We start from the raw sequence: 19,271 nt of genomic DNA, 5'->3' as shown, positions 1-19,271 counted from the left end.
CGGGTGACTCCTGTTTTATCGGGACTTGCCTGAACGTTTCAGACCCTGGCTGCGTCAAAACGTCCCGGCGATGGTCCATCTTACCTGCAGCCTTGCCAAGACAAAGCCCTCCACCGGGATTAGAATGTCCCGCATTCTTTTTTGGTGACAGCGATATGACTGATCAGCGCAAAGGCAGCGATGCCGAACCCACCACTCACTTCGGCTTCAAGAACGTGCCGGAAAGCCAGAAGGCGGAAAAAGTCGCTGAGGTTTTCCACTCGGTGGCCGCCAAATACGACTTGATGAACGACCTGCTCTCGGGCGGCATGCACCGTCTCTGGAAGCGTTTCGCGATCGAGCTGTCGGGCGTACGCAGCGGCAATCGCGTGCTGGACATCGCCGGCGGTACGGGCGACCTGACCAAGAAGTTTTCCCACATCGTCGGGCCGACCGGCCAGGTGGTGCTCGCCGACATCAACGAGTCCATGCTCAAGGTCGGTCGCGACCGCCTGCTGGACCTGGGCGTGGCCGGCAACGTCGAGTTCGTCCAGGCCGACGCCGAGAAGCTGCCGTTCCCCGACAACCATTTCGACTGCGTGACCATCGCCTTCGGCCTGCGCAACGTCACCCACAAGGAAGACGCCCTGCGCTCGATGCTGCGGGTGCTCAAGCCCGGTGGCCGCCTGCTGGTGCTGGAGTTCTCCAAGCCGACCAACGCGCTGATGTCCAAGGCCTACGACGCTTACTCGTTTGCCTTCATGCCGCTGATGGGCAAGCTGATCACCAACGACTCGGAAAGCTATCGCTACCTGGCCGAATCGATCCGCATGCACCCGAACCAGGAAACCCTCAAGTCGATGATGGTGGACGCCGGTTTCGACCGCGTGACCTACCACAACATGACCGCAGGCATCGTCGCCCTGCACCGCGGTATCAAACCCTGATGCTGCTCACCGGCCTGCTCGCCAGCGTCGAACTCGGTATCAACCGGGTACTGCGCCTGGACAGCACCGCGCTTGCGCGCCTGGCGCACTTGAGCGGCAAGGTCATTGCCGTGGACTGCCGCAGCCCAGCGTTGCAGCTGTTCATCCTGCCCAGCGACGAAGGCCTGATGCTCGCCGCGCACTGGGAAGCCGAGGCGGACTGCACGCTGCGCGCCCCGGCATCGAGCCTGCTGAGCCTGGCCCTGAGCAAGGACAAGACCGCGGTGCTGCACGGTCCCGGCGTGGAGCTCGACGGCGACAGCGGCGTGCTGCTGGAGCTGGCGGCGATTCTCCAGGACCTGGAGCTGGACTGGGAGTATGAAGTGTCCCGCTGGCTCGGCCCGGTGGCCACCCAATTGCTCAGCGGCCACCTGCGCAGCCGTACCCGCTGGTACCGCCAGGGGTTCGCCAGCCTGGGACAGAATCTGAGTGAATACCTGGCTGAAGAATCGCGTACTCTCGTAGGCCAACGCGAAGCCGAAGCCCGCTTCAATGAACTGGACCAGATCAAGCTTGACCTGGAACGTCTCGAGGCGCGTTTCGAGCGCCTTTCCCGATCCCTTGAAACCAAGCGATAACGCATGAAGCTGCTTGCCGTCCGCCGTTTGTTGCGCATCCAGCGCGTCGTGATCCGTTACCGCCTCGATGACCTGCTGTTCGCCCTGCCGCTGCCCTGGTTTCTCCTGGCACTGCGCTTCGTGTTGCCGTGGCGCTGGTTTCCCCGTCGAACACTGGAGCTGAGTCGCGGTGCACGCCTGCGCCTGGCCCTGCAAGACCTGGGGCCGATCTTCATCAAGTTCGGGCAGATCCTCTCGACCCGTCGCGACCTGTTGCCCGAAGACATCGCCGATGAACTGATGCGGCTGCAAGACCGCGTGCCGCCGTTCGATTCCAAGCTGTCGGTGGCCCTGATCGAGGAACAACTGGGCAAGAAGATCAGCGAGGTCTTCAGCCGTTTCGACGTCGAGCCCCTGGCCTCGGCCTCCGTGGCCCAGGTTCACGCGGCACAGCTCAAGAGCGGCGAAGAAGTGGTGGTCAAGGTCATCCGTCCGGGCCTCAAGCCGATCATTGCCCAGGACCTGGCGTGGCTGTTCATCCTCGCCCGCGCCGCCGAGCGGCTGTCGGCCGATGCGCGGCTGTTGCATCCGGTGGACGTGGTCCAGGACTACGAAAAAACCATCTACGACGAACTCGACCTGCTGCGCGAAGCCGCCAACGCCAGCCAACTGCGCCGCAACTTCGAAGGCTCGCCACTGCTCTATGTGCCGCAAGTCTATTGGGACTGGTGCCGCCCGAAAGTGTTGGTGATGGAGCGCATCTACGGCATTCAGGTGACCGACCTGGCGACCTTGGCCGACCAACGCACCGACATGAAGCTGCTGGCCGAGCGCGGCGTGGAAATTTTCTTCACCCAGGTGTTTCGCGACAGTTTCTTCCACGCCGACATGCACCCCGGCAACATCTTCGTCAGCACCGTGCAGCCGTGGAGCCCGCAGTACATTGCCATCGACTGCGGCATCGTCGGCAGCCTGACCCCGGAAGACCAGGATTACCTGGCCCGCAACCTGTTCGCTTTCTTCAAGCGTGACTACCGTCGCGTGGCACAGCTGCACATCGACTCGGGCTGGGTACCGGCCGAAACCAAGCTCAACGAATTCGAAGCAGCGATCCGTACCGTGTGCGAACCGATCTTCGAAAAACCGTTAAAAGATATTTCCTTTGGTCAGGTGCTGATGCGCCTGTTCCAGACCGCGCGGCGCTTCAACATGGAAGTCCAGCCACAGCTGGTGCTGTTGCAGAAGACCCTGTTGAACATCGAAGGCCTTGGTCGCCAGCTGTACCCGGACCTGGACCTGTGGAACACCGCCCAGCCGTTCCTCGAGCGCTGGATGCGCGAGCGCGTCAGCCCGCGAACCTTGCTGGGCAACGTGCAGAGCCAGTTCGAGCAGATCCCGCACCTGGCCAACATGACCCGCGACCTGCTCGAACGCATGTCCCAACCCCACGCCCACGACCCGGCGCCACCGTGGAAACAGCGCAAGGACGACTGGTTGCTGCGCCTGCTGGGCGCAGCTCACCTGGGTGGCGGCGCAGTGCTGGCGACCGGTGGGCCGTTGAGCCAACTGGGTCACTGGCCAGCCGGTATCATGGTGGTCGTCGGCTTGTATCTGGTCGTACGTCGATAGCAGGAATCAGCCACAAGCGATAAGCTGCAAGCCTCAAGTTCATGGGTTGAACCTATCAACGCAAGCACGATACAGAATTGCTTTTACTTGCAGCTTGAAGCTTAAAGCTTGCCGCTACCGTCAGGACTCAAGATGAAAAACTGGCAGGACGAGATCAAATGGGACGCTGACGGCCTGGTGCCGGCCATCGCCCAGGATCACAAGACCGGGCGCGTGCTGATGATGGCCTGGATGAACCGCGAAGCGCTGGCCCTGACCGCCGCCGAGAACCGAGCCATCTATTGGTCACGTTCCCGTGGCAAGTTGTGGCGCAAGGGTGAAGAGTCCGGGCATGTGCAGCACCTGCATGAGATGCGCCTGGATTGCGACGGCGACGTCATCATCCTGATGGTCGAGCAGGTCGGTGAAATTGCCTGCCACACCGGCCGTCAAAGCTGCTTCTATCGCGTCTTCGAGAACGGCGACTGGAAAACCGTCGACCCGGTGCTCAAGGACCCGCATGCCATTTATTCAGGACATACCCATGAGTGACACCCTGACCCGCCTGGCCCAGGTGCTGGAAGAGCGCAAAGGCGCTGCGGCCGACAGCTCTTATGTCGCCAGCCTGTACCACAAGGGCTTGAACAAGATTCTGGAAAAAGTCGGCGAAGAGTCGGTCGAAACCATCATCGCCGCCAAGGATGCCGCCATCAGCGGCGACTGCAGCGACGTGATCTACGAGACCGCCGACCTGTGGTTCCACAGCCTGGTCATGCTTGCCCAACTGGGGCAGCACCCGCAGGCTGTACTGGATGAACTGGACCGTCGTTTCGGTCTGTCCGGGCACGTCGAGAAAGCCTCGCGTCCGTCCGCTTGATCAACTGTTAAGAGGAATAGCCACATGGGTATTTTTGACTGGAAACACTGGATCGTCATTCTGGTAGTCGTCGTGCTGGTGTTCGGGACCAAGAAGCTGAAAAACCTCGGCACCGATGTCGGCGAGTCGATCAAGGGCTTTCGCAAGGCCATGAACGATGACGAAAAACCGGCCGATCCAACGGCAGCTCCCGCCCAACCGGCGCAGCCGACCCAACCGGTACACCCCCAGGCCGCCCAGCCTGTGAATGCGCCGCACACCATCGACGTGCAGGCCCAGAAAGTCGAAGAGCCCGCCCGCAAAGACTCGTGAGCACTGACTAATGTTTGGGATCAGCTTCACTGAACTGCTGCTCGTCGGCCTCGTCGCCCTGCTGGTATTGGGCCCCGAGCGTCTGCCGGGTGCTGCGCGCACCGCCGGTCTCTGGATCGGGCGACTGAAGCGCAGCTTCAATGCGATCAAACAGGAAGTTGAACGTGAAATCGGTGCCGACGACATCCGTCGGCAACTGCACAACGAACACATTCTGTCCCTGGAGCAGGAAGCGCGGAAAATCTTCACGCCGACCCAGCAGGAGCCGACGCCAGTCCAACCTGCGGTCGAGCCGACGGTAGCGCCCCAGGCACCGGTGGATGGCGCGGTGCCGGTGGCCGAGCCGACGCCCGTGACACCGACGGTGGCTGATGCAACGTCCCCCGCAGCCCCTGCGCCCAACGACCCTACATTGCCGCCGCGAGCCCCATGAGCGATCTCCCTGAAAACGACCAGCCGATGCCGCTGGTATCGCACCTCACCGAGTTGCGCACGCGCCTGCTGCGTTGCGTCGCGGCGGTCTTCATCATCTTCGCCGGGCTGTTTTCCTTCACCCAGCAGATCTACACCTTCGTCTCCACGCCGCTGCGCCAGTACCTGCCGGTAGGGGCAACGATGATCGCCACCGACGTGTCGTCGCCGTTCCTGACGCCACTGAAGCTGACGATGATGGTCTCGCTGTTCCTCGCGATCCCGGTGATCCTGCACCAGATCTGGGGTTTCATAGCACCGGGCCTGTACAAGCATGAAAAACGCATCGCCGTGCCGCTGCTGGTGTCGAGCATCCTGCTGTTCTACACCGGCATGGCCTTCGCCTATTTCTTCGTGTTCCCGCTGATCTTCAAGTTCTTCGCCGCCGCCACTCCGGCGGGTGTTGAGATGATGACCGACATCACCAGTTACCTGGACTTCGTCATGACGCTGTTCTTCGCCTTCGGCGTGGCGTTCGAAATCCCGGTGGCCGTGGTATTGCTGGTGTGGATCGGCGTGGTTGACGTGGCGTACCTGAAGAAAATCCGCCCCTACGTGATCATCGGCTGCTTCGTGGTCGGCATGATCCTGACCCCGCCGGACATCTTCTCCCAGACCCTGCTGGCCGTGCCGATGTGGCTGCTGTTCGAAATCGGCATCCTGTTCGGCGCCCTCGTACGCAAGCGCAGGGAAGAAGAGCCCGAGGAACAGCCCGTCGACGACCACAACGACCAGCCGCCAGCGACCCAAGCGTGAACCTGCTGCTGCTCGAAGAGGCCGATTTCATTGGGCCTGACCGGGTGGTCCTGAGTGATCGCCGGTTGACTCACATGCAGGAAGTCCACCGCAGCGCCGTCGGCGACAGCCTGCGGGTCGGGCGCATCGGCGGCTTGATGGGCACCGCCCAGGTACTGCGCCTGGAAGCCCGCGAGGCCGAACTGCAGGTGACCCTCGACCAGCCACCACCGGCCAAACTGCCGCTCACCCTGGTGCTGGCCCTGCCTCGCCCGAAAATGCTTCGCCGAGTGTTCCAGACCATCGCCACCATGGGCGTGCCGCGGGTGGTGCTGGTCAACAGTTATCGCGTGGAAAAGAGCTTCTGGCAGACGCCGTTCCTGGAGCCCGAGGCGATTCGCGAGCAATTGATCCTGGGCCTGGAACAAGCCCGGGACAGCGTGCTGCCAGACATCATCATCGAAAAACGCTTCAAACCCTTCGTCGAGGACCGCCTGCCGGCCATCACGAACGGCACCCTCGGACTGGTCGGCCACCCTGGCAACCACCCGCCCTGCCCGCGAGCGTTAACAGAGCCGGTGACCTTGGCCATCGGGCCCGAAGGCGGTTGGATTCCCTACGAGATCGACCTGCTGGGCAAGGCCGGCCTGCAACCGGTTCAACTGGGCGAGCGAATCCTGCGGGTCGAGACCGCGGTTACGGCGCTGCTCGCACGACTGTTCTGAGCCTTTGGTTTGCCACGGTATTCCAAACGCATCTAACTCATTTCTCCTGTTCCCCCTTTATGGGCCGATAGGCTTTAGACAAAGCAGTTCCGCCCTTCAAGGGAGTATCAGCATGTTCCAATGGCTAGGTAACGTAGGCGTTAATCGCAAACTTGGCTTCGGTTTCGGCCTGGTGCTGTTCTTAACCTTGATGATCGCTTTCACCGGATGGATCGGCCTGGGCCGCGTGATTGCCCACGGAGACATGCTCGGGCTCATTGCCAGCCTGAACGACCAGACCAAGGACCTGCGTACCGCGCGCATGGATTATTTTTCGACCCGCGGTGAAAAGGGCCCAGGGGAAATCAACGATCTGCTCGGAAAATTGGAGCCTGGGCTACAAACCGCCCGCCAATCGATCGAGCAGCCAGCCGACATGGCGCTCCTCGACAAACAACTGGGGGCTATCGCCGACTACAAGGTTGCCTTCGCCGATTTGACCCGCGCGATGGCCAGTCGCGAGGATGCACGCAGCAAACTGGGCGCCAATGCCGATAACGCCGTAGCCCGTGTCGCCAACGTTGAAAACGCCATGCGGCAAAGCGCCGACGTCGCTCAATTTGACAGCGTGGTCAGCCTCAGCAAGGCCATCCAGCAAGCCCGCTATCAGGTTCGCGGCTATACCTACAGCGGCCAGGCCGACGCCGAACAACCTGCCCTGGATGCCATCGATAACGCATTGAAAACCCTCGCCAGCCTGCCGGCCCAACTACCAGACGAACACGCCGCCAACCTGCGGGAGGCCAACGAAGCGTTCAAGACTTATCGTGCAGTGCTCGGCCAGTTCCGTGATGCCCAGACCGCAAGCGCTGCCGCGGTCAAGCGCATGTCCGACTTAGGGGTGGTGCTACGCGAAGCCAGCAAAAATCTCACCCAGTCCCAGACCATCGTGCGCGACCATGAAGCCAGCGATGCCAAGATTTTGCTGGCATCGGCCGCCGCGCTGGCCTTCCTCTTCGGCGTGATTGCCGCAGTGGCGATCACCCGGCAGATCGTCAACCCGCTGGAGCAGACCCTCAAGGTCGCCGAGCGCGTGGCGGCAGGCGACCTGACCCACAACCTCAGCTCCGAGCGCCGCGACGAACTGGGCCAACTGCAACGAGCCATGCAGAGCATGACCGTCGGCCTGCGGCAATTGATCGGCGGCATCAGTGACAGCGTCACGCAAATCGCCAGCGCCGCCGAACAGCTCTCGGCCGTCACCGAGCAGACCAGCGCCGGGGTCAACAGCCAGAAAGTGGAGACCGACCAGGTCGCCACCGCCATGCACGAAATGACCGCCACGGTGCAGGAAGTAGCGCGCAATGCCGAGCAAGCGAGCGAAGCCACTACCGCTGCGGACCAACAGGCTCGGGAAGGCGAAAAAGTGGTCGGCGAAGCCATCGCCCAGATCGAGCGCCTGTCCAACGCGGTGGGCAATTCCACCGAAGCCATGGGCCACCTCAAACGCGAGAGCGACAAGATCGGCAGCGTACTGGACGTGATCAAGTCCGTGGCCCAGCAAACCAACCTGCTGGCCCTCAACGCGGCCATCGAGGCAGCCCGGGCCGGTGAAGCCGGGCGTGGTTTCGCGGTGGTGGCCGACGAGGTTCGCAGCCTGGCCCAGCGCACCCAGAAGTCCACCGAAGAGATCGAGCAACTGGTCCTCGGCTTGCAGACCGGCACCGAACAGGTCGCGACCAGCCTGGACAACAGTCGCAGCCTGACCGACAGCAGCGTCGAGCTGACCCGCCGTGCCGGTGGCTCACTGGAAAACATCACCCGCACCGTCTCGGCGATCCAGTCGATGAACCAACAGATCGCCGCCGCAGCCGAGCAACAGAGCGCCGTGGCCGAAGAGATCAACCGCAGCGTGCTGAATGTTCGCGATGTGTCCGAACAGACTGCCGCCTCCAGCGAAGAAACCGCCGCCTCCAGCGCCGAACTGGCGCGATTGGGGGTTCATTTGCAGACGCTGGTGGGCCGCTTCAAGGTCTGAACGCCGAAAAAAGCGGCGAGCACAGCCCCCCGTGGCGAGGGAGCTTGCTCCCGCTTGGACGCGCAGCGGCCACCGGTGGCGGACGGACTTGCGACCCATTCGCAACCGCCCAGAAGCAAGCCCTCTCGCCAGACAAGATGCCCACCTAATTTCTACAGATCTGCGTGACATGGTCGATACTCTTTTCATAAGACCTATAAAAGGTTCGAGGGAGTATCAGCATGTTCAGTTGGCTAACCGATAAGCTGGGAAACGTAAGCGTCAATCGCAAATTGGGCTTTGGTTTTGGCCTGGTCCTGCTCATGACCCTCCTGAGCACCTACGCCGGCTGGAACAGCCTGAGCAGTGTGATCAGCCGCGCTGACAAACAGGCGGCCATCGCCAGTCTCAATGAGTTGGCCAAGGATTTGCGAGTCGCCAGTCTCGAGTATGAGATGCGGCGCGGCGAACAAGGGCCGACAGCCGTCAACGAGTTCATGGGCAAGCTTCAGGAGAGCATACAAGCTGCCCTCCAACGATTTGTGCGACCGGCAGACCAGGAATTGCTCAATCAGCAACTGGCTAATCTCGGTGAATACAAGCGCGCCTTTGCCGACCTGACCCAAGCGACGCAGAGCCGCGAAGGCGCCCGATCCAAGCTTGGCGCCAACGCCGACAACGCCGTGGCCAAGGTGACAGACATCGAAAATGCCTTGCGCCAAGGCGACAGCGTCCCGCAATTCAACAGCGTGGTCGAGCTGAGCAAACTGCTCCAGCAAGCACGCTACCAAGTCCGCGGCTACACCTACAGTGGCAAGGCCGATGCCGAGCAACCGGCGCTGGATGCCATCGATAACGTCTTGAAAAACCTTGAAAGCCTGCCGGCCAAACTGCCGGAACAACACACCAGCAACCTGCAACAAGCCACCGAATCGATGAAGGCCTACCGCGCGGCCGTCAGCCAGTTCCGCGAATCGCAGGTCGCCAGCGCCTCAGCCCTCAAGAGAATGGTCGAGCAAGACACCCGCCTGAGTGAGCTGAACAGTAACCTGACGGCCTCGCAGATTGAGAAACGCAACGAGGAGACGGTCCAAGCGAAAGAAACGCTGATCATCGTCACCGTCCTGGCGCTGGCGTTTGGCCTGCTTGCCGCATGGATCATTACCCGGCAGATCGTGGTTCCCCTGCAACAGACCCTGGTCGCCCTCGAGCGTGTCGCCTCCGGTGACCTGAGTTATAACCTGGTGGTCACCCGCCGTGACGACATGGGCCAATTGCAAGGCAGCCTGCAGCGGATGGTGATCAGCCTGCGGCAACTGATCAGTGGTATCGGCGAAGGCGTCACGCAAATCGCCAGCGCCGCCGAACAGCTCTCGGCCGTCACCGAGCAGACCAGCGCCGGGGTCAACAGCCAGAAAGTGGAGACCGACCAGGTCGCCACCGCCATGCACGAAATGACCGCCACGGTGCAGGAAGTGGCGCGTAACGCCGAGGAAGCTTCCGAAGCCGCAGTCGCCGCTGACCAGCAGGCTCGCGAAGGCGAAAAAGTGGTCGGCGAAGCCATCGCCCAGATCGAACGTCTTTCCAAAGAAGTGGGCAACTCCACCGAAGCCATGGGCCATCTCAAGCGCGAGAGCGACAAAATCGGCAGCGTGCTGGATGTGATCAAATCCGTGGCCCAGCAAACCAACCTGCTGGCCCTCAACGCCGCCATCGAAGCGGCCCGGGCCGGTGAAGCCGGGCGTGGGTTTGCGGTGGTGGCCGACGAGGTCCGCAGCCTGGCCCAGCGCACCCAAAAATCCACCGAGGAGATCGAGGAACTGATCCTCGGTCTGCAATCAGGCACCGAGCAAGTCGCGACCACCCTGGACAACAGCCGCAACCTGACCGACAGCAGCGTTGAACTGACCCGCCGCGCCGGTGGCTCACTGGAAAACATCACCCGCACCGTCTCGGCGATCCAGTCGATGAACCAACAGATCGCCGCCGCGGCCGAGCAGCAAAGCGCCGTGGCCGAGGAGATCAACCGCAGCGTCGTGAACGTGCGCGATGTCTCCGAGCAAACCGCCGCCTCCAGCGAAGAAACTGCCGCCTCCAGTGCTGAACTGGCGCGATTGGGGGTTCATTTGCAGACGCTGGTAGGTCGCTTCAAGGTCTAACGTCAGAACCCCGTGACGAGGGAGCTTGCTCCCGCTTGGGCGCGAAGCGGCCACCTGCAGCACTCGGGCTGGCAAAGGCTCCGCGGCCAAGCACAAGCAAACGCTCTCGCCATGAGAAGCGACTGACTCCTATTCTCTACAGATCCCTTCCAACCGGTCGATATAGCTCCCAGCAAATAAATTCAGCGCTGCAGGGAGTAACAGCATGTTCCGATGGCTAGGCAATGTAAGCGTCAATCGAAAACTGGGTTTCGGCTTCGGCCTGGTGCTGTTCCTGACCGTGATAATCGCCTTCACCGGCTGGAGCGGCTTGGGTAACGTGATCAGCCGTGGCGACAAGCTGGGTTTCATTGCCAGCCTGAACGATTTGACCAAGGACTTGCGCCTGGCACGCATGGACTACGACACCTCGCGGGGCGAAAAAGGCCCGCAGCAAGTCAACGACCTGATTGCCAAACTCGAAGCCGGGCTGAAGACCTCCCGCCAACTGATCGAGCAACCGACCGATGTCGCACTGATCGATAAACAATTGGCCGCCGTTGCCGAGTACAAAAACGCCTTCGCCGAGATGACCCGCGCGACCACCAGCCGAGAAGATGCTCGCAGCAAGCTCGGTGCCAGTGCAGACAATGCGGTGGCCCGCGTCGCTGAAGTAGAGAAATCGTTGTTGCAAGGCGATAGCGTCGCCCAGTTCAACAGTATCGTGACCCTGAGCAAGGCGATCCAGCAAGCGCGCTATCAAGTGCGCGGCTACACCTACAGCGGCAAGAGCGAAGCCCAGCAACCGGCCCTTGAGGCCATCGACAATGTCCTCAAACTGCTCGCACGCTTGCCGGATCAGTTGCCCGAGGAACATGCCGCCAACCTGCAACAGGCCAACGACTCGATCAATACCTATCGCGCAGCGGTCAGCCAGTTCCGCGACTCCCAGATTGACAACGCCGCAGCACTCAAGCGCATGGCAGAGCAAGGCGACGTATTGATAGATACCAGCCAAAAGCTGACCGTCTCCCAGACCGCCGTGCGCGACCATGACGCCGCCGAAGCCAAGATATTCCTGGTCTCGGCTGCTGCGCTGGCGCTCTTGTTCGGTGTAATCGCCGCCCTGCTCATCACCCGGCAAATCGTTGGCCCCTTGGGCCAGACTCTCAAGATCGCCGAGCGCGTGGCGGCGGGCGACTTGACCCACAATCTCAGCTCCGACCGCCGCGACGAGCTGGGCCAGCTACAACGCGCCATGCAGAGCATGACCGTGGGCCTGCGGGAATTGATCGGCGGCATCAGCGAAGGCGTCACGCAGATCGCCAGCGCTGCCGAACAGCTCTCGGCCGTGACCGTACAGACCAGCGCCGGGGTCAACAGCCAGAAAGTGGAAACCGACCAGGTCGCCACAGCCATGCATGAAATGACCGCCACGGTGCAGGAAGTCGCGCGCAATGCCGAGGAAGCTTCCGAAGCAGCCGTCGCGGCTGACCAGCAGGCTCGCGAAGGTGAAAAAGTGGTCGGCGAAGCCATCGCCCAAATCGAACGTCTGGCCCTCGAGGTGGGTAACTCCACCGCAGCGATGGGCGACCTGAAACGCGAAAGCGACAAGATTGGCAGCGTGCTGGACGTGATCAAGTCCGTGGCCCAGCAAACCAACCTGCTGGCGCTTAACGCCGCCATTGAAGCGGCCCGTGCGGGCGAAGCCGGACGTGGTTTCGCGGTGGTGGCCGACGAGGTCCGCAGCCTGGCCCAGCGCACCCAAAAATCCACCGAGGAGATCGAGGAGCTGATCCTCGGCCTGCAATCAGGCACCGAGCAAGTCGCGACCACCCTGGACAACAGCCGCAACCTGACCGACAACAGCGTGCAACTGACCCGCCGTGCGGGTGGTTCACTGGAAAACATCACTCGCACCGTCTCGGCGATCCAGTCGATGAACCAACAGATCGCCGCCGCGGCCGAGCAGCAGAGCTCGGTGGCTGAGGAGATCAATCGTAGCGTGTTGAATGTGCGTGATGTGTCGGAGCAGACGGCGTCGTCCAGTGAGGAAACGGCTGCTTCCAGTGCTGAACTGGCGCGGTTGGGGGGGCATTTGCAGGGGTTGGTGGGGCGGTTTAGGGTTTGATGGTTTTTGTGTGTATATCCGTTATTTAGGTAACGGCTGCTGACGGTTCCGCTCTTACAGCGGCTCACTTTCGAAAAGCGCGAAAGTAACCAAAGCGCTTTTGCCCCACCACTCGGTGCCTCGCCTAGGCTCGGCATGTCCTCACTCCGGCATTGCTCCGTGGGCCGCCGCGAAGGGCCATCCATGGCCCAGCGCGGCTATCCCGGCATCCATGCCGGGATGCCCACTGCGCAATGCCTGCGTTCGGCCATCGTGGTTAACGGGGCGCCCGAGATCAAAGTCCACCGCAAGGCGGCCTAGTAGCCGACCTGGTTCTTGATGGGGACCGCATTCCTCCTGTGGGAGCGGGCTTGCTCGCGAAGAGGCCGGCACATCCAACATCATCGCAAACTGACACACCGCCATCGCGAACGAGCTTGCTCCCACATTCAACCTCCAGTGAAAACAAAATTCATGTCCAACACAGCCCCCCTGTGGGAGCGAGCTTGCTCGCGATGAGGCCGGCAAGCCCAACATCTATGTGACTGAACCACCGCCTTCGCGGGCAAGCCCGCTCCCACAGTGGGATCGGGTACACCCGCAAGAGACAGGCCGGACACTAGGCCGCCTTCGCGGGCAAGCCCGCTCCCACAGTTGGATCGGGGTACACCCGCAAGAGACAGGTCGGCTACTAGGCCGCCTTCGTGGGCAAGCCCGCTCCCACAGTTGGATTGGGGTACACCCGCAAGAGACAGGCCGGCTACTAGGCCGCCTTCGCGGGCAAGCCCGCTCCCACAGTTGGATCGGGGTACACCCGCAAGAGACAGGTCGGCTACTAGGCCGCCTTCGTGGGCAAGCCCGCTCCCACAGTTGGATTGGGGTACCCCCCGCAAGAGACAGGCCGGACACTAGGCCGCCTTCGCGGGCAAGCCCGCTCCCACCGTTGGATCGGGGTACACCCGCAAGAGACAGGTCGGCTACTAGGCCGCCTTCGCGGGCAAGCCCGCTCCCACCGTTGGATCGGGGTACACCCGCAAGAGACAGGCCGGCTACTAGGCCGCCTTCGCGGGCAAGCCCGCTCCCACAGTTGGATTGGGGTACACCCGCAAGAGACAGGCCGGCTACTAGGCCGCCTTCGCGGGCAAGCCCGCTCCCACCGTTGGATTGGGGTACACCCGCAAGGGACAGGCCGGCTATCAGGCCGCCTTCGCGGGCAAGCCCGCTCCCACAGGGGAAACGCGGTCCCACCAAGAACCAGGTCGGCTACTAGGCCGCCTCGCGGTGGACGTTGATCTCGGCGCCCCGTTAACCACGCTGGCCGAACGCAGGCATTGTGGAGTGGGCATCCCGGCATGGATGCCGGGATAGCTGCGCTGGGCCATGGATGGCCCTTCGCAGCGGGCCCACGGAGCAATGCCGGAGTGAGGGCACACCGAGCCTAGGCGAGGTGCCGAGTGGTGGGGCTAAAGCGTTTTGCTTACTTTTGCGCTTCTCAAAAGTGAGCCGCTGTAAGAGCGGAACCATAAGTAGCCGTTACCTAAATAACGGATATACACACGAAATCTGCCCTTCAGCACAGGGCTACACAACCTTGCGCCATTGCCTACAACTACGCCAGAATCCGCCGGCTTGTGCGCCTTGGCCCTGGGCTCTAACGTTTGCAGGTCGCTGTCAGTTCAGCGATCGGGTTTAGCAGCTCGGCACAATATCAAGGCACGCAGGTCCGCTTATGGCGGCTGTGCGTGGGGCACTTCGGTGCGCCGGGTTCCTTGATTCCTGGTCTGCTAACCCGCGCACAGTCGCCACCCTTTTCGTTTAGCAGCGATGTCTGGCGGCTCCATCAATCAAGGAGCGTCAACCATGTTCAAGGCCACACCCAACCCACCAGAACCCGAAACCGACCCCAAGAAACTCCAGGAAGCCACCGACCGCGCGCTCGACTACTACCTGAAGCCCAAACAGACCAACCCCGAGAACAAACAGCCGGGCCAGCTCTTCACCATCGTCGACGGCATCGACACCGAAAGCCTGTTGGCCAACCTCAGCGAAACCCTGGCTTCAGCCGACGCCATGGTCAGCGACCTGGCATTCGACCTGGAAGGCTCACGACGCCATGTCGCCCTTGGCATCCAGCAACTGATCGAACTGAGTGGATTGCTGGCAAATCGGGCACTGGACAACGTCAACACACAACCCTGACCGCACCACAAAACTGTGGCGAGGGAGCTTGCTCCCGCTCGGCCGCGCAGCGGACGCCCAAAAAGCGAGGGCGGCTACGCCACCCAGCGGGAGCAAGCTCCCTCGCCACAGATCGTGTTCACATACTGAAACAGCGCCCAACAAAAAGCCCCGCTTCCTTTCAGAAGCGGGGCTTTTTGTGTATCAGGCCACTTGAGGCTGTGCGCTCAACGGCTGAAGCGGTAGCAACGGTGCATGAGGATCGGCCTCGACCGATTCCCGCCACGCCGCCAGCCACTCAGGATGAGCCTCGCTCCAGACCTGCTCATGCAAGCGGGACAGGGCCACCGGATCGCTCAACAGCGCCAGACGCTCGCTGTTGCTGAGCCCGGACGGGCCCGCCTTCAGGGCATGACGCACGCGCTCGACCCGCAGCCATTCAATCGGCTCGGCCTGGCCGTGACGCGAGGTCGCCAGCGCATAGGCCAAGGCGTTCTGTTGTGGATCGACCACCGCCCGGATGAAGCCGTCGTTCAGCGCGTGCCAACGGTTTTCATGGGTGTACTGGTCCGTCGACACCAGTTCCTGTGGCGGTGCGTATTCCTCAGGGATCAGGAACAGGCTTTCATCACGGGACTTCAAGCCCAGGCCCACGCGGCTGGAAATCACCGACACCGGGATCGACAACATCAACGAGCCGACGATCGGCACCAGCCACCACAGGAAGCTCGGGTTCAGCCAGATCACCAACAGGGCCCAGAAGAAGCCCAGCAAGGTCTGCGGACCGTGGCGCTTGACCGCTTCGCTCCATGGCGTTGAGTCGTCGTCACGCTGTGGCGAATTCCAGGTCGCTGCCCAGCCCAGGAATGCGGCGAGCACGAAACGGGTGTGGAAAATCATCCGCACCGGCGCCAGCAGCATGGAGAACAGCATCTCCAGCAGCATCGACAGCGTTACCTTGAACTTGCCACCGAACTCCTTCGCACCCTTGGCCCAGATCAGCACGATGCTCAACAACTTGGGCAGGAACAGCAGCACCACGGTGGTCGAGAACAGGGCGATGGCTTTTTCCGGGTGCCATTGTGGCCACAACGGATAAAGCTGACGCGGTTCGAGGAAGTACTGTGGCTCCATCAGCGTGTTCACCGCCAGCAGTGCAGTGGACAGCACCAGGAAGAAGAACCACAGGGGCGCCGACAGGTAGGACATCACGCCGGTCAGGAACACCGCACGATGCACCGGGTGCATGCCCTTGACCAGGAACAGCCGGAAGTTCATCAGGTTGCCGTGGCACCAGCGACGATCACGCTTGAGTTCGTCCAGCAGGTTCGGCGGCAGTTCTTCGTAGCTGCCCGGCAGGTCATAGGCAATCCACACGCCCCAGCCGGCACGGCGCATCAGCGCGGCTTCGACGAAGTCATGGGACAGGATGGCACCGGCGAACGCGCCTTTCCCCGGCAGCGGCGCCAGGGCGCAGTGCTCGATGAATGGCTTCATGCGGATGATCGCGTTGTGGCCCCAGTAGTGGGATTCACCCAACTGCCAGAAGTGCAGGCCGGCGGTGAACAACGGACCGTACACTCGCGTGGCGAACTGCTGCATGCGGGCATACAGCGTGTCCATGCCCGAGGCACGTGGCGCGGTCTGGATGATGCCCGCGTCCGGCGTGGCTTCCATCAGGCGTACCAGGCTGGTCAGGCACGTGCCGCTCATGACGCTGTCGGCGTCGAGCACGACCATGTACTTGTACTCGCTGCCCCAACGGCGGCAGAAGTCGTCGAGGTTACCGCTCTTGCGTTTCACGCGACGGCGACGGCGGCGATAGAAGATCTTGCCGAAGCCCCCGGCTTCTCGGCAGACATCCAGCCAGGCCTGCTGTTCGGCCACGCATATATCGGTTTCGTTACTGTCGCTGAGCACGAAGAAGTCGAAACGATCCAGGTCACCGGTGGCGGCCACCGACTCGAAGGTCGCACGCAAACCGGCAAATACCCGCGGCACGTCTTCGTTACAGATCGGCATCACCAGGGCGGTACGGGCTTCCTTGGGGATCGGCTCGTTGCCGGCACTGGCACCGGAGATACGGTATTTGTCGTGGCCGGTGAGCAATTCGAGAAAGCCCATCAGCGCCGTCCAGAAACCCGCCGACACCCAGCAGAACAGGATCCCGAACAGGATCAGGATGCTGGTTTGCAGCGCATAGGGCAGCACTTGCGTAGCAGTCTGCAACAGCGGTTGGTGCAGGACTTCTTCCAGGTCCACGAACGACCAGCCCTGGTACGGCATGATGCCTTTCATGTACCAGCCGGCGACGATGGTCTGGCCGAGCATCAATATCAGCAGGATGTAGCGGCGGGTCGACCCCACGGTACGCCAGCGCGCATGCGGCAGCACACGCTCATCCTTGGGTGGCTTCGGCGGGTTGGTCCGGCCTGTCAACCGCCGCCAACCGCGCACCAGGATGTTAGTGCGCCACGGTTCCGGCACGACCTTGGTCCGACGAATCGGCGGTGTAGCCTTCAGGCACACACGGCCGCTGGCATCGACCGCCAGCATCTCGGCATCCTGGAGCTCCTCGGCGGTGCTCAGGGTCAGGCGACGGCCCACCGAGGCTTGCGCCGCCTCGGTGGGTGCGTCGAAGGTCGAAGACGACAGGCGTTGGTGCAATTCGCTGAAAGACGTGCAACCCGCCAGCTCGGCGCGCTGCTCGTCGGTCATGGGCAAATGTGCCAGATACTCGCTAAGAGACTCTGGCTGTACTGAAGTATTACTCATCGGCAGGCAACTGATAGCTCCAGGTCTCGGTCAGGACTTGCTCAGTCTGTTCCGGTTCCTGCGGGGTTGAGGAGGCTTCAACGGCGGCGGCGGACGCTGCCTTGACGGCCTTGGCTTCTTTTTCCGTCTCGGTTCCTTGCTCTTTTTCTTTCTCTCTCTCGTTCTGCTGCTTGGCGATCTTGTCGGCCTTGGCCAGGGTGGTCACCGAATGCGACGTAGCAGGTTCCTCGACCGGAACCAGCGGCCGGACCAGGGCGGCGCGCATCTCGGTCGCCTTGCTCGGGTCTTTGATCTTCATCCGCAGCGTCAGGCGCCAGCCCTTGGTTTCGGGGTTGTAGCGCACACTGTTCTCGACGATCTCGGCGTTGTCGCCGACGCTCACCTGGCTGCGCACATCAGCGCTTTCCGGCAGGGCTTGCAGGGAAGGACCTTCGAAATCCACCAGGTAAGCCACGCTGCCGTCCGGTTGACGGATCAGGTTGGATTGCTTCACGTCACCGGTGGAACGCAGGGTCTGCTTGACCCAGGCGCTATCCGGCGAATGCAGGTTGGCTTCGTCGAGGGTCCAGTGCAGACGGTAGGCGAAGTCCAGCGGCTGGCCTGGCTCCGGCAGTTTTTCCGGGCTCCAGAACGCTACGATGTTGTCGTTGGTTTCGTCGGCGGTCGGAATCTCCACCAGATCGACAGAGCCCTTGCCCCAATCGCCTTTCGGTTCGATCCAGGCGCTTGGACGTTTTTCGTAACGGTCGTCCAGGTCTTCGTAGTGGCTGAAGTCACGACCACGTTGCAGCAGGCCGAAACCACGTGGGTTTTCTACCGAGAAGTTGCTCACAGCCAGGTGTTTCGGGTTGTTCAGCGGGCGCCAGATCCACTCGCCGTTGCCGGCATGGATCGACAGGCCACTGGAATCGTGCAATTCGCGACGGTAGTTCAGCACTTTGGACGGCTGGTTGGCGCCAAACAGGAACATGCTGGTCAGCGGGGCAACGCCCAGCTTGGTCACGCGATCACGCAGGAACATGCGCGATTTCACGTCAACGATGGTATCGGTGCCCGGACGCAGGGTCAGGCGATAGGCGCCGGTGGCCCGTGGCGAATCCAGCAGGGCGAAGATCACCAGGTGCTTGTCGGTCGGTTTCGGGCGTTGGATCCAGAACTCGCGAAAACGCGGGAATTCCTCACCGGATGGCAATGCGGTGTCGATGGCCATGCCGCGGGCGGACAAGCCGTAAGTCTGACCCTTGCCGATGACGCGGAAGTAGCTCGCGCCCAGCATGGTCATGATTTCGTCTTGCTTGTCGGCCTTGTTGATCGGGTACAACACGCGAAAGCCCGCGTAGCCCAACTGCTCGGTGGCCTTGGGATCGAACTTCACGTCACCGAAATCGAAGCGCGACGGGTCGTACTTGATCTCTTCGACGGTGGTCGCGGTGATTTCGTTGATTTTCACCGGGGTGTCGAAATGCATGCCCTGGTGGTAGAAGGACAGCCTGAACGGTGTCTTCTGGTCGGCCCATTCGGCTTTTTCGGTACGGAAACGAATTTTTTGATAGTCAGCGAATTTCATTTCGCGGAATTCGTTCGGCAGATTGCTGCGCGGGGCTTCAAATTTTTGCCCAGCCAGTTCTTGAGCTTTCGCCGATACATCATCCAGGCTGAATGCCCACAGTTGGCCCGCACCGAACAGGCACAACAGGGCCGAGCCCGCTACCAGAGCGTTTCTAAACCGTTTGGCAGACATTTTTTGTGCATTACAGGGACTAACAATCACGAGCAACCCTCGCCGAAAACAGATCAAAAAACCAACGGCCAGATAAAGTATCT

At 61.8% G+C, this 19,271-nt stretch carries 15 protein-coding genes and 2 pseudogenes; 15 read left to right on the top strand and 2 right to left on the bottom strand.

Translation table 11 applies throughout. The annotated features are described in order from the left end of the window. The first annotated feature begins 155 nt into the window (after positions 1-155). From ubiE to CD58_RS01825, 15 genes and pseudogenes are all read left to right on the top strand, one after another. Complete coding sequence (gene ubiE, locus CD58_RS01890; protein WP_003186661.1) at positions 156-926, top strand: bifunctional demethylmenaquinone methyltransferase/2-methoxy-6-polyprenyl-1,4-benzoquinol methylase UbiE; 771 nt, start codon at positions 156-158, stop codon at positions 924-926. Further along, a pseudogene (locus CD58_RS01885) lies at positions 926-1,550 on the top strand (ubiquinone biosynthesis accessory factor UbiJ). The gene ubiE and the pseudogene CD58_RS01885 overlap by 1 nt, the downstream one beginning before the upstream one ends. Continuing rightward, positions 1,547-3,151 carry a ubiquinone biosynthesis regulatory protein kinase UbiB gene (gene ubiB / locus CD58_RS01880; protein WP_025211395.1) on the top strand — a complete coding sequence of 535 codons (1,605 nt, stop codon included), beginning with the start codon at positions 1,547-1,549 and terminating at the stop codon, positions 3,149-3,151. Before CD58_RS01885 ends, ubiB begins: the two are co-directional and overlap by 4 nt. A 132-nt stretch (positions 3,152-3,283) precedes the next feature. Beyond that, positions 3,284-3,682, top strand: coding sequence for a phosphoribosyl-AMP cyclohydrolase (gene hisI / locus CD58_RS01875; RefSeq protein ID WP_003196931.1), 399 nt, complete (start codon positions 3,284-3,286; stop codon positions 3,680-3,682). Next, a complete protein-coding gene (locus CD58_RS01870) occupies positions 3,675-4,007 on the top strand; it encodes a phosphoribosyl-ATP diphosphatase (protein WP_003186671.1) in 333 nt (110 codons plus the stop codon). The genes hisI and CD58_RS01870 overlap by 8 nt, the downstream gene beginning before the upstream one ends. Positions 4,008-4,031: 24 nt before the next feature. Further along, positions 4,032-4,319: a twin-arginine translocase TatA/TatE family subunit gene (locus CD58_RS01865; RefSeq protein WP_025211394.1), complete on the top strand. Its 288-nt coding sequence runs from the start codon at positions 4,032-4,034 to the stop codon at positions 4,317-4,319. 10 nt (positions 4,320-4,329) lie between these two features. Further along, positions 4,330-4,752 carry a Sec-independent protein translocase protein TatB gene (gene tatB / locus CD58_RS01860; RefSeq protein WP_025211393.1) on the top strand — a complete coding sequence of 141 codons (423 nt, stop codon included), beginning with the start codon at positions 4,330-4,332 and terminating at the stop codon, positions 4,750-4,752. After that, entirely contained in the window at positions 4,749-5,546 is a 798-nt protein-coding gene (gene tatC, locus CD58_RS01855) for a twin-arginine translocase subunit TatC (protein ID WP_025211392.1), read from the top strand. The genes tatB and tatC overlap by 4 nt, the downstream gene beginning before the upstream one ends. Continuing rightward, the gene (locus tag CD58_RS01850; RefSeq protein WP_025211391.1) at positions 5,543-6,250 is read left to right on the top strand and encodes a 16S rRNA (uracil(1498)-N(3))-methyltransferase; all 708 of its coding nucleotides are present in this window, start codon (positions 5,543-5,545) and stop codon (positions 6,248-6,250) included. The genes tatC and CD58_RS01850 overlap by 4 nt, the downstream gene beginning before the upstream one ends. Before the next feature lie 112 nt (positions 6,251-6,362). Then, complete coding sequence (locus tag CD58_RS01845) at positions 6,363-8,267, top strand: methyl-accepting chemotaxis protein (protein WP_025211390.1); 1,905 nt, start codon at positions 6,363-6,365, stop codon at positions 8,265-8,267. Positions 8,268-8,488: 221 nt separating this feature from the next. Beyond that, positions 8,489-9,550, top strand: a pseudogene (locus CD58_RS31735) (methyl-accepting chemotaxis protein); the annotation flags it as partial. Then, positions 9,542-10,405 carry a methyl-accepting chemotaxis protein gene (locus CD58_RS31730; RefSeq protein WP_419178851.1) on the top strand — a complete coding sequence of 288 codons (864 nt, stop codon included), beginning with the start codon at positions 9,542-9,544 and terminating at the stop codon, positions 10,403-10,405. The pseudogene CD58_RS31735 and the gene CD58_RS31730, both read left to right, overlap by 9 nt. A gap of 205 nt (positions 10,406-10,610) precedes the next feature. After that, positions 10,611-12,515, top strand: coding sequence for a HAMP domain-containing methyl-accepting chemotaxis protein (locus tag CD58_RS01835; RefSeq protein ID WP_025211388.1), 1,905 nt, complete (start codon positions 10,611-10,613; stop codon positions 12,513-12,515). Positions 12,516-12,650: 135 nt separating this feature from the next. Further along, positions 12,651-12,815, top strand: coding sequence for a hypothetical protein (locus tag CD58_RS31100; protein ID WP_158482149.1), 165 nt, complete (start codon positions 12,651-12,653; stop codon positions 12,813-12,815). A gap of 1,539 nt (positions 12,816-14,354) precedes the next feature. Then, positions 14,355-14,693 carry a DUF6124 family protein gene (locus CD58_RS01825; RefSeq protein ID WP_025211386.1) on the top strand — a complete coding sequence of 113 codons (339 nt, stop codon included), beginning with the start codon at positions 14,355-14,357 and terminating at the stop codon, positions 14,691-14,693. A 183-nt stretch (positions 14,694-14,876) separates the two neighbouring features. Here CD58_RS01825 and mdoH read toward each other — a convergent pair whose 3' ends face one another. Together mdoH and CD58_RS01815 are read right to left on the bottom strand one after the other, a co-directional pair. Further along, complete coding sequence (gene mdoH, locus CD58_RS01820; RefSeq protein ID WP_025211385.1) at positions 14,877-17,447, bottom strand: glucans biosynthesis glucosyltransferase MdoH; 2,571 nt, start codon at positions 17,445-17,447, stop codon at positions 14,877-14,879. Continuing rightward, positions 17,440-19,188: a glucan biosynthesis protein G gene (locus tag CD58_RS01815; RefSeq protein WP_419178818.1), complete on the bottom strand. Its 1,749-nt coding sequence runs from the start codon at positions 19,186-19,188 to the stop codon at positions 17,440-17,442. Before CD58_RS01815 ends, mdoH begins: the two co-directional genes overlap by 8 nt. Between the last annotated feature and the right edge of the window lie 83 nt (positions 19,189-19,271).

It is taken from the genome of Pseudomonas brassicacearum (assembly GCF_000585995.1).
In the GTDB taxonomy this organism is placed as follows: Bacteria; Pseudomonadota; Gammaproteobacteria; order Pseudomonadales; family Pseudomonadaceae; genus Aquipseudomonas; species Aquipseudomonas brassicacearum_A.
This window is presented reverse-complemented; position numbering and strand designations above follow the sequence as displayed.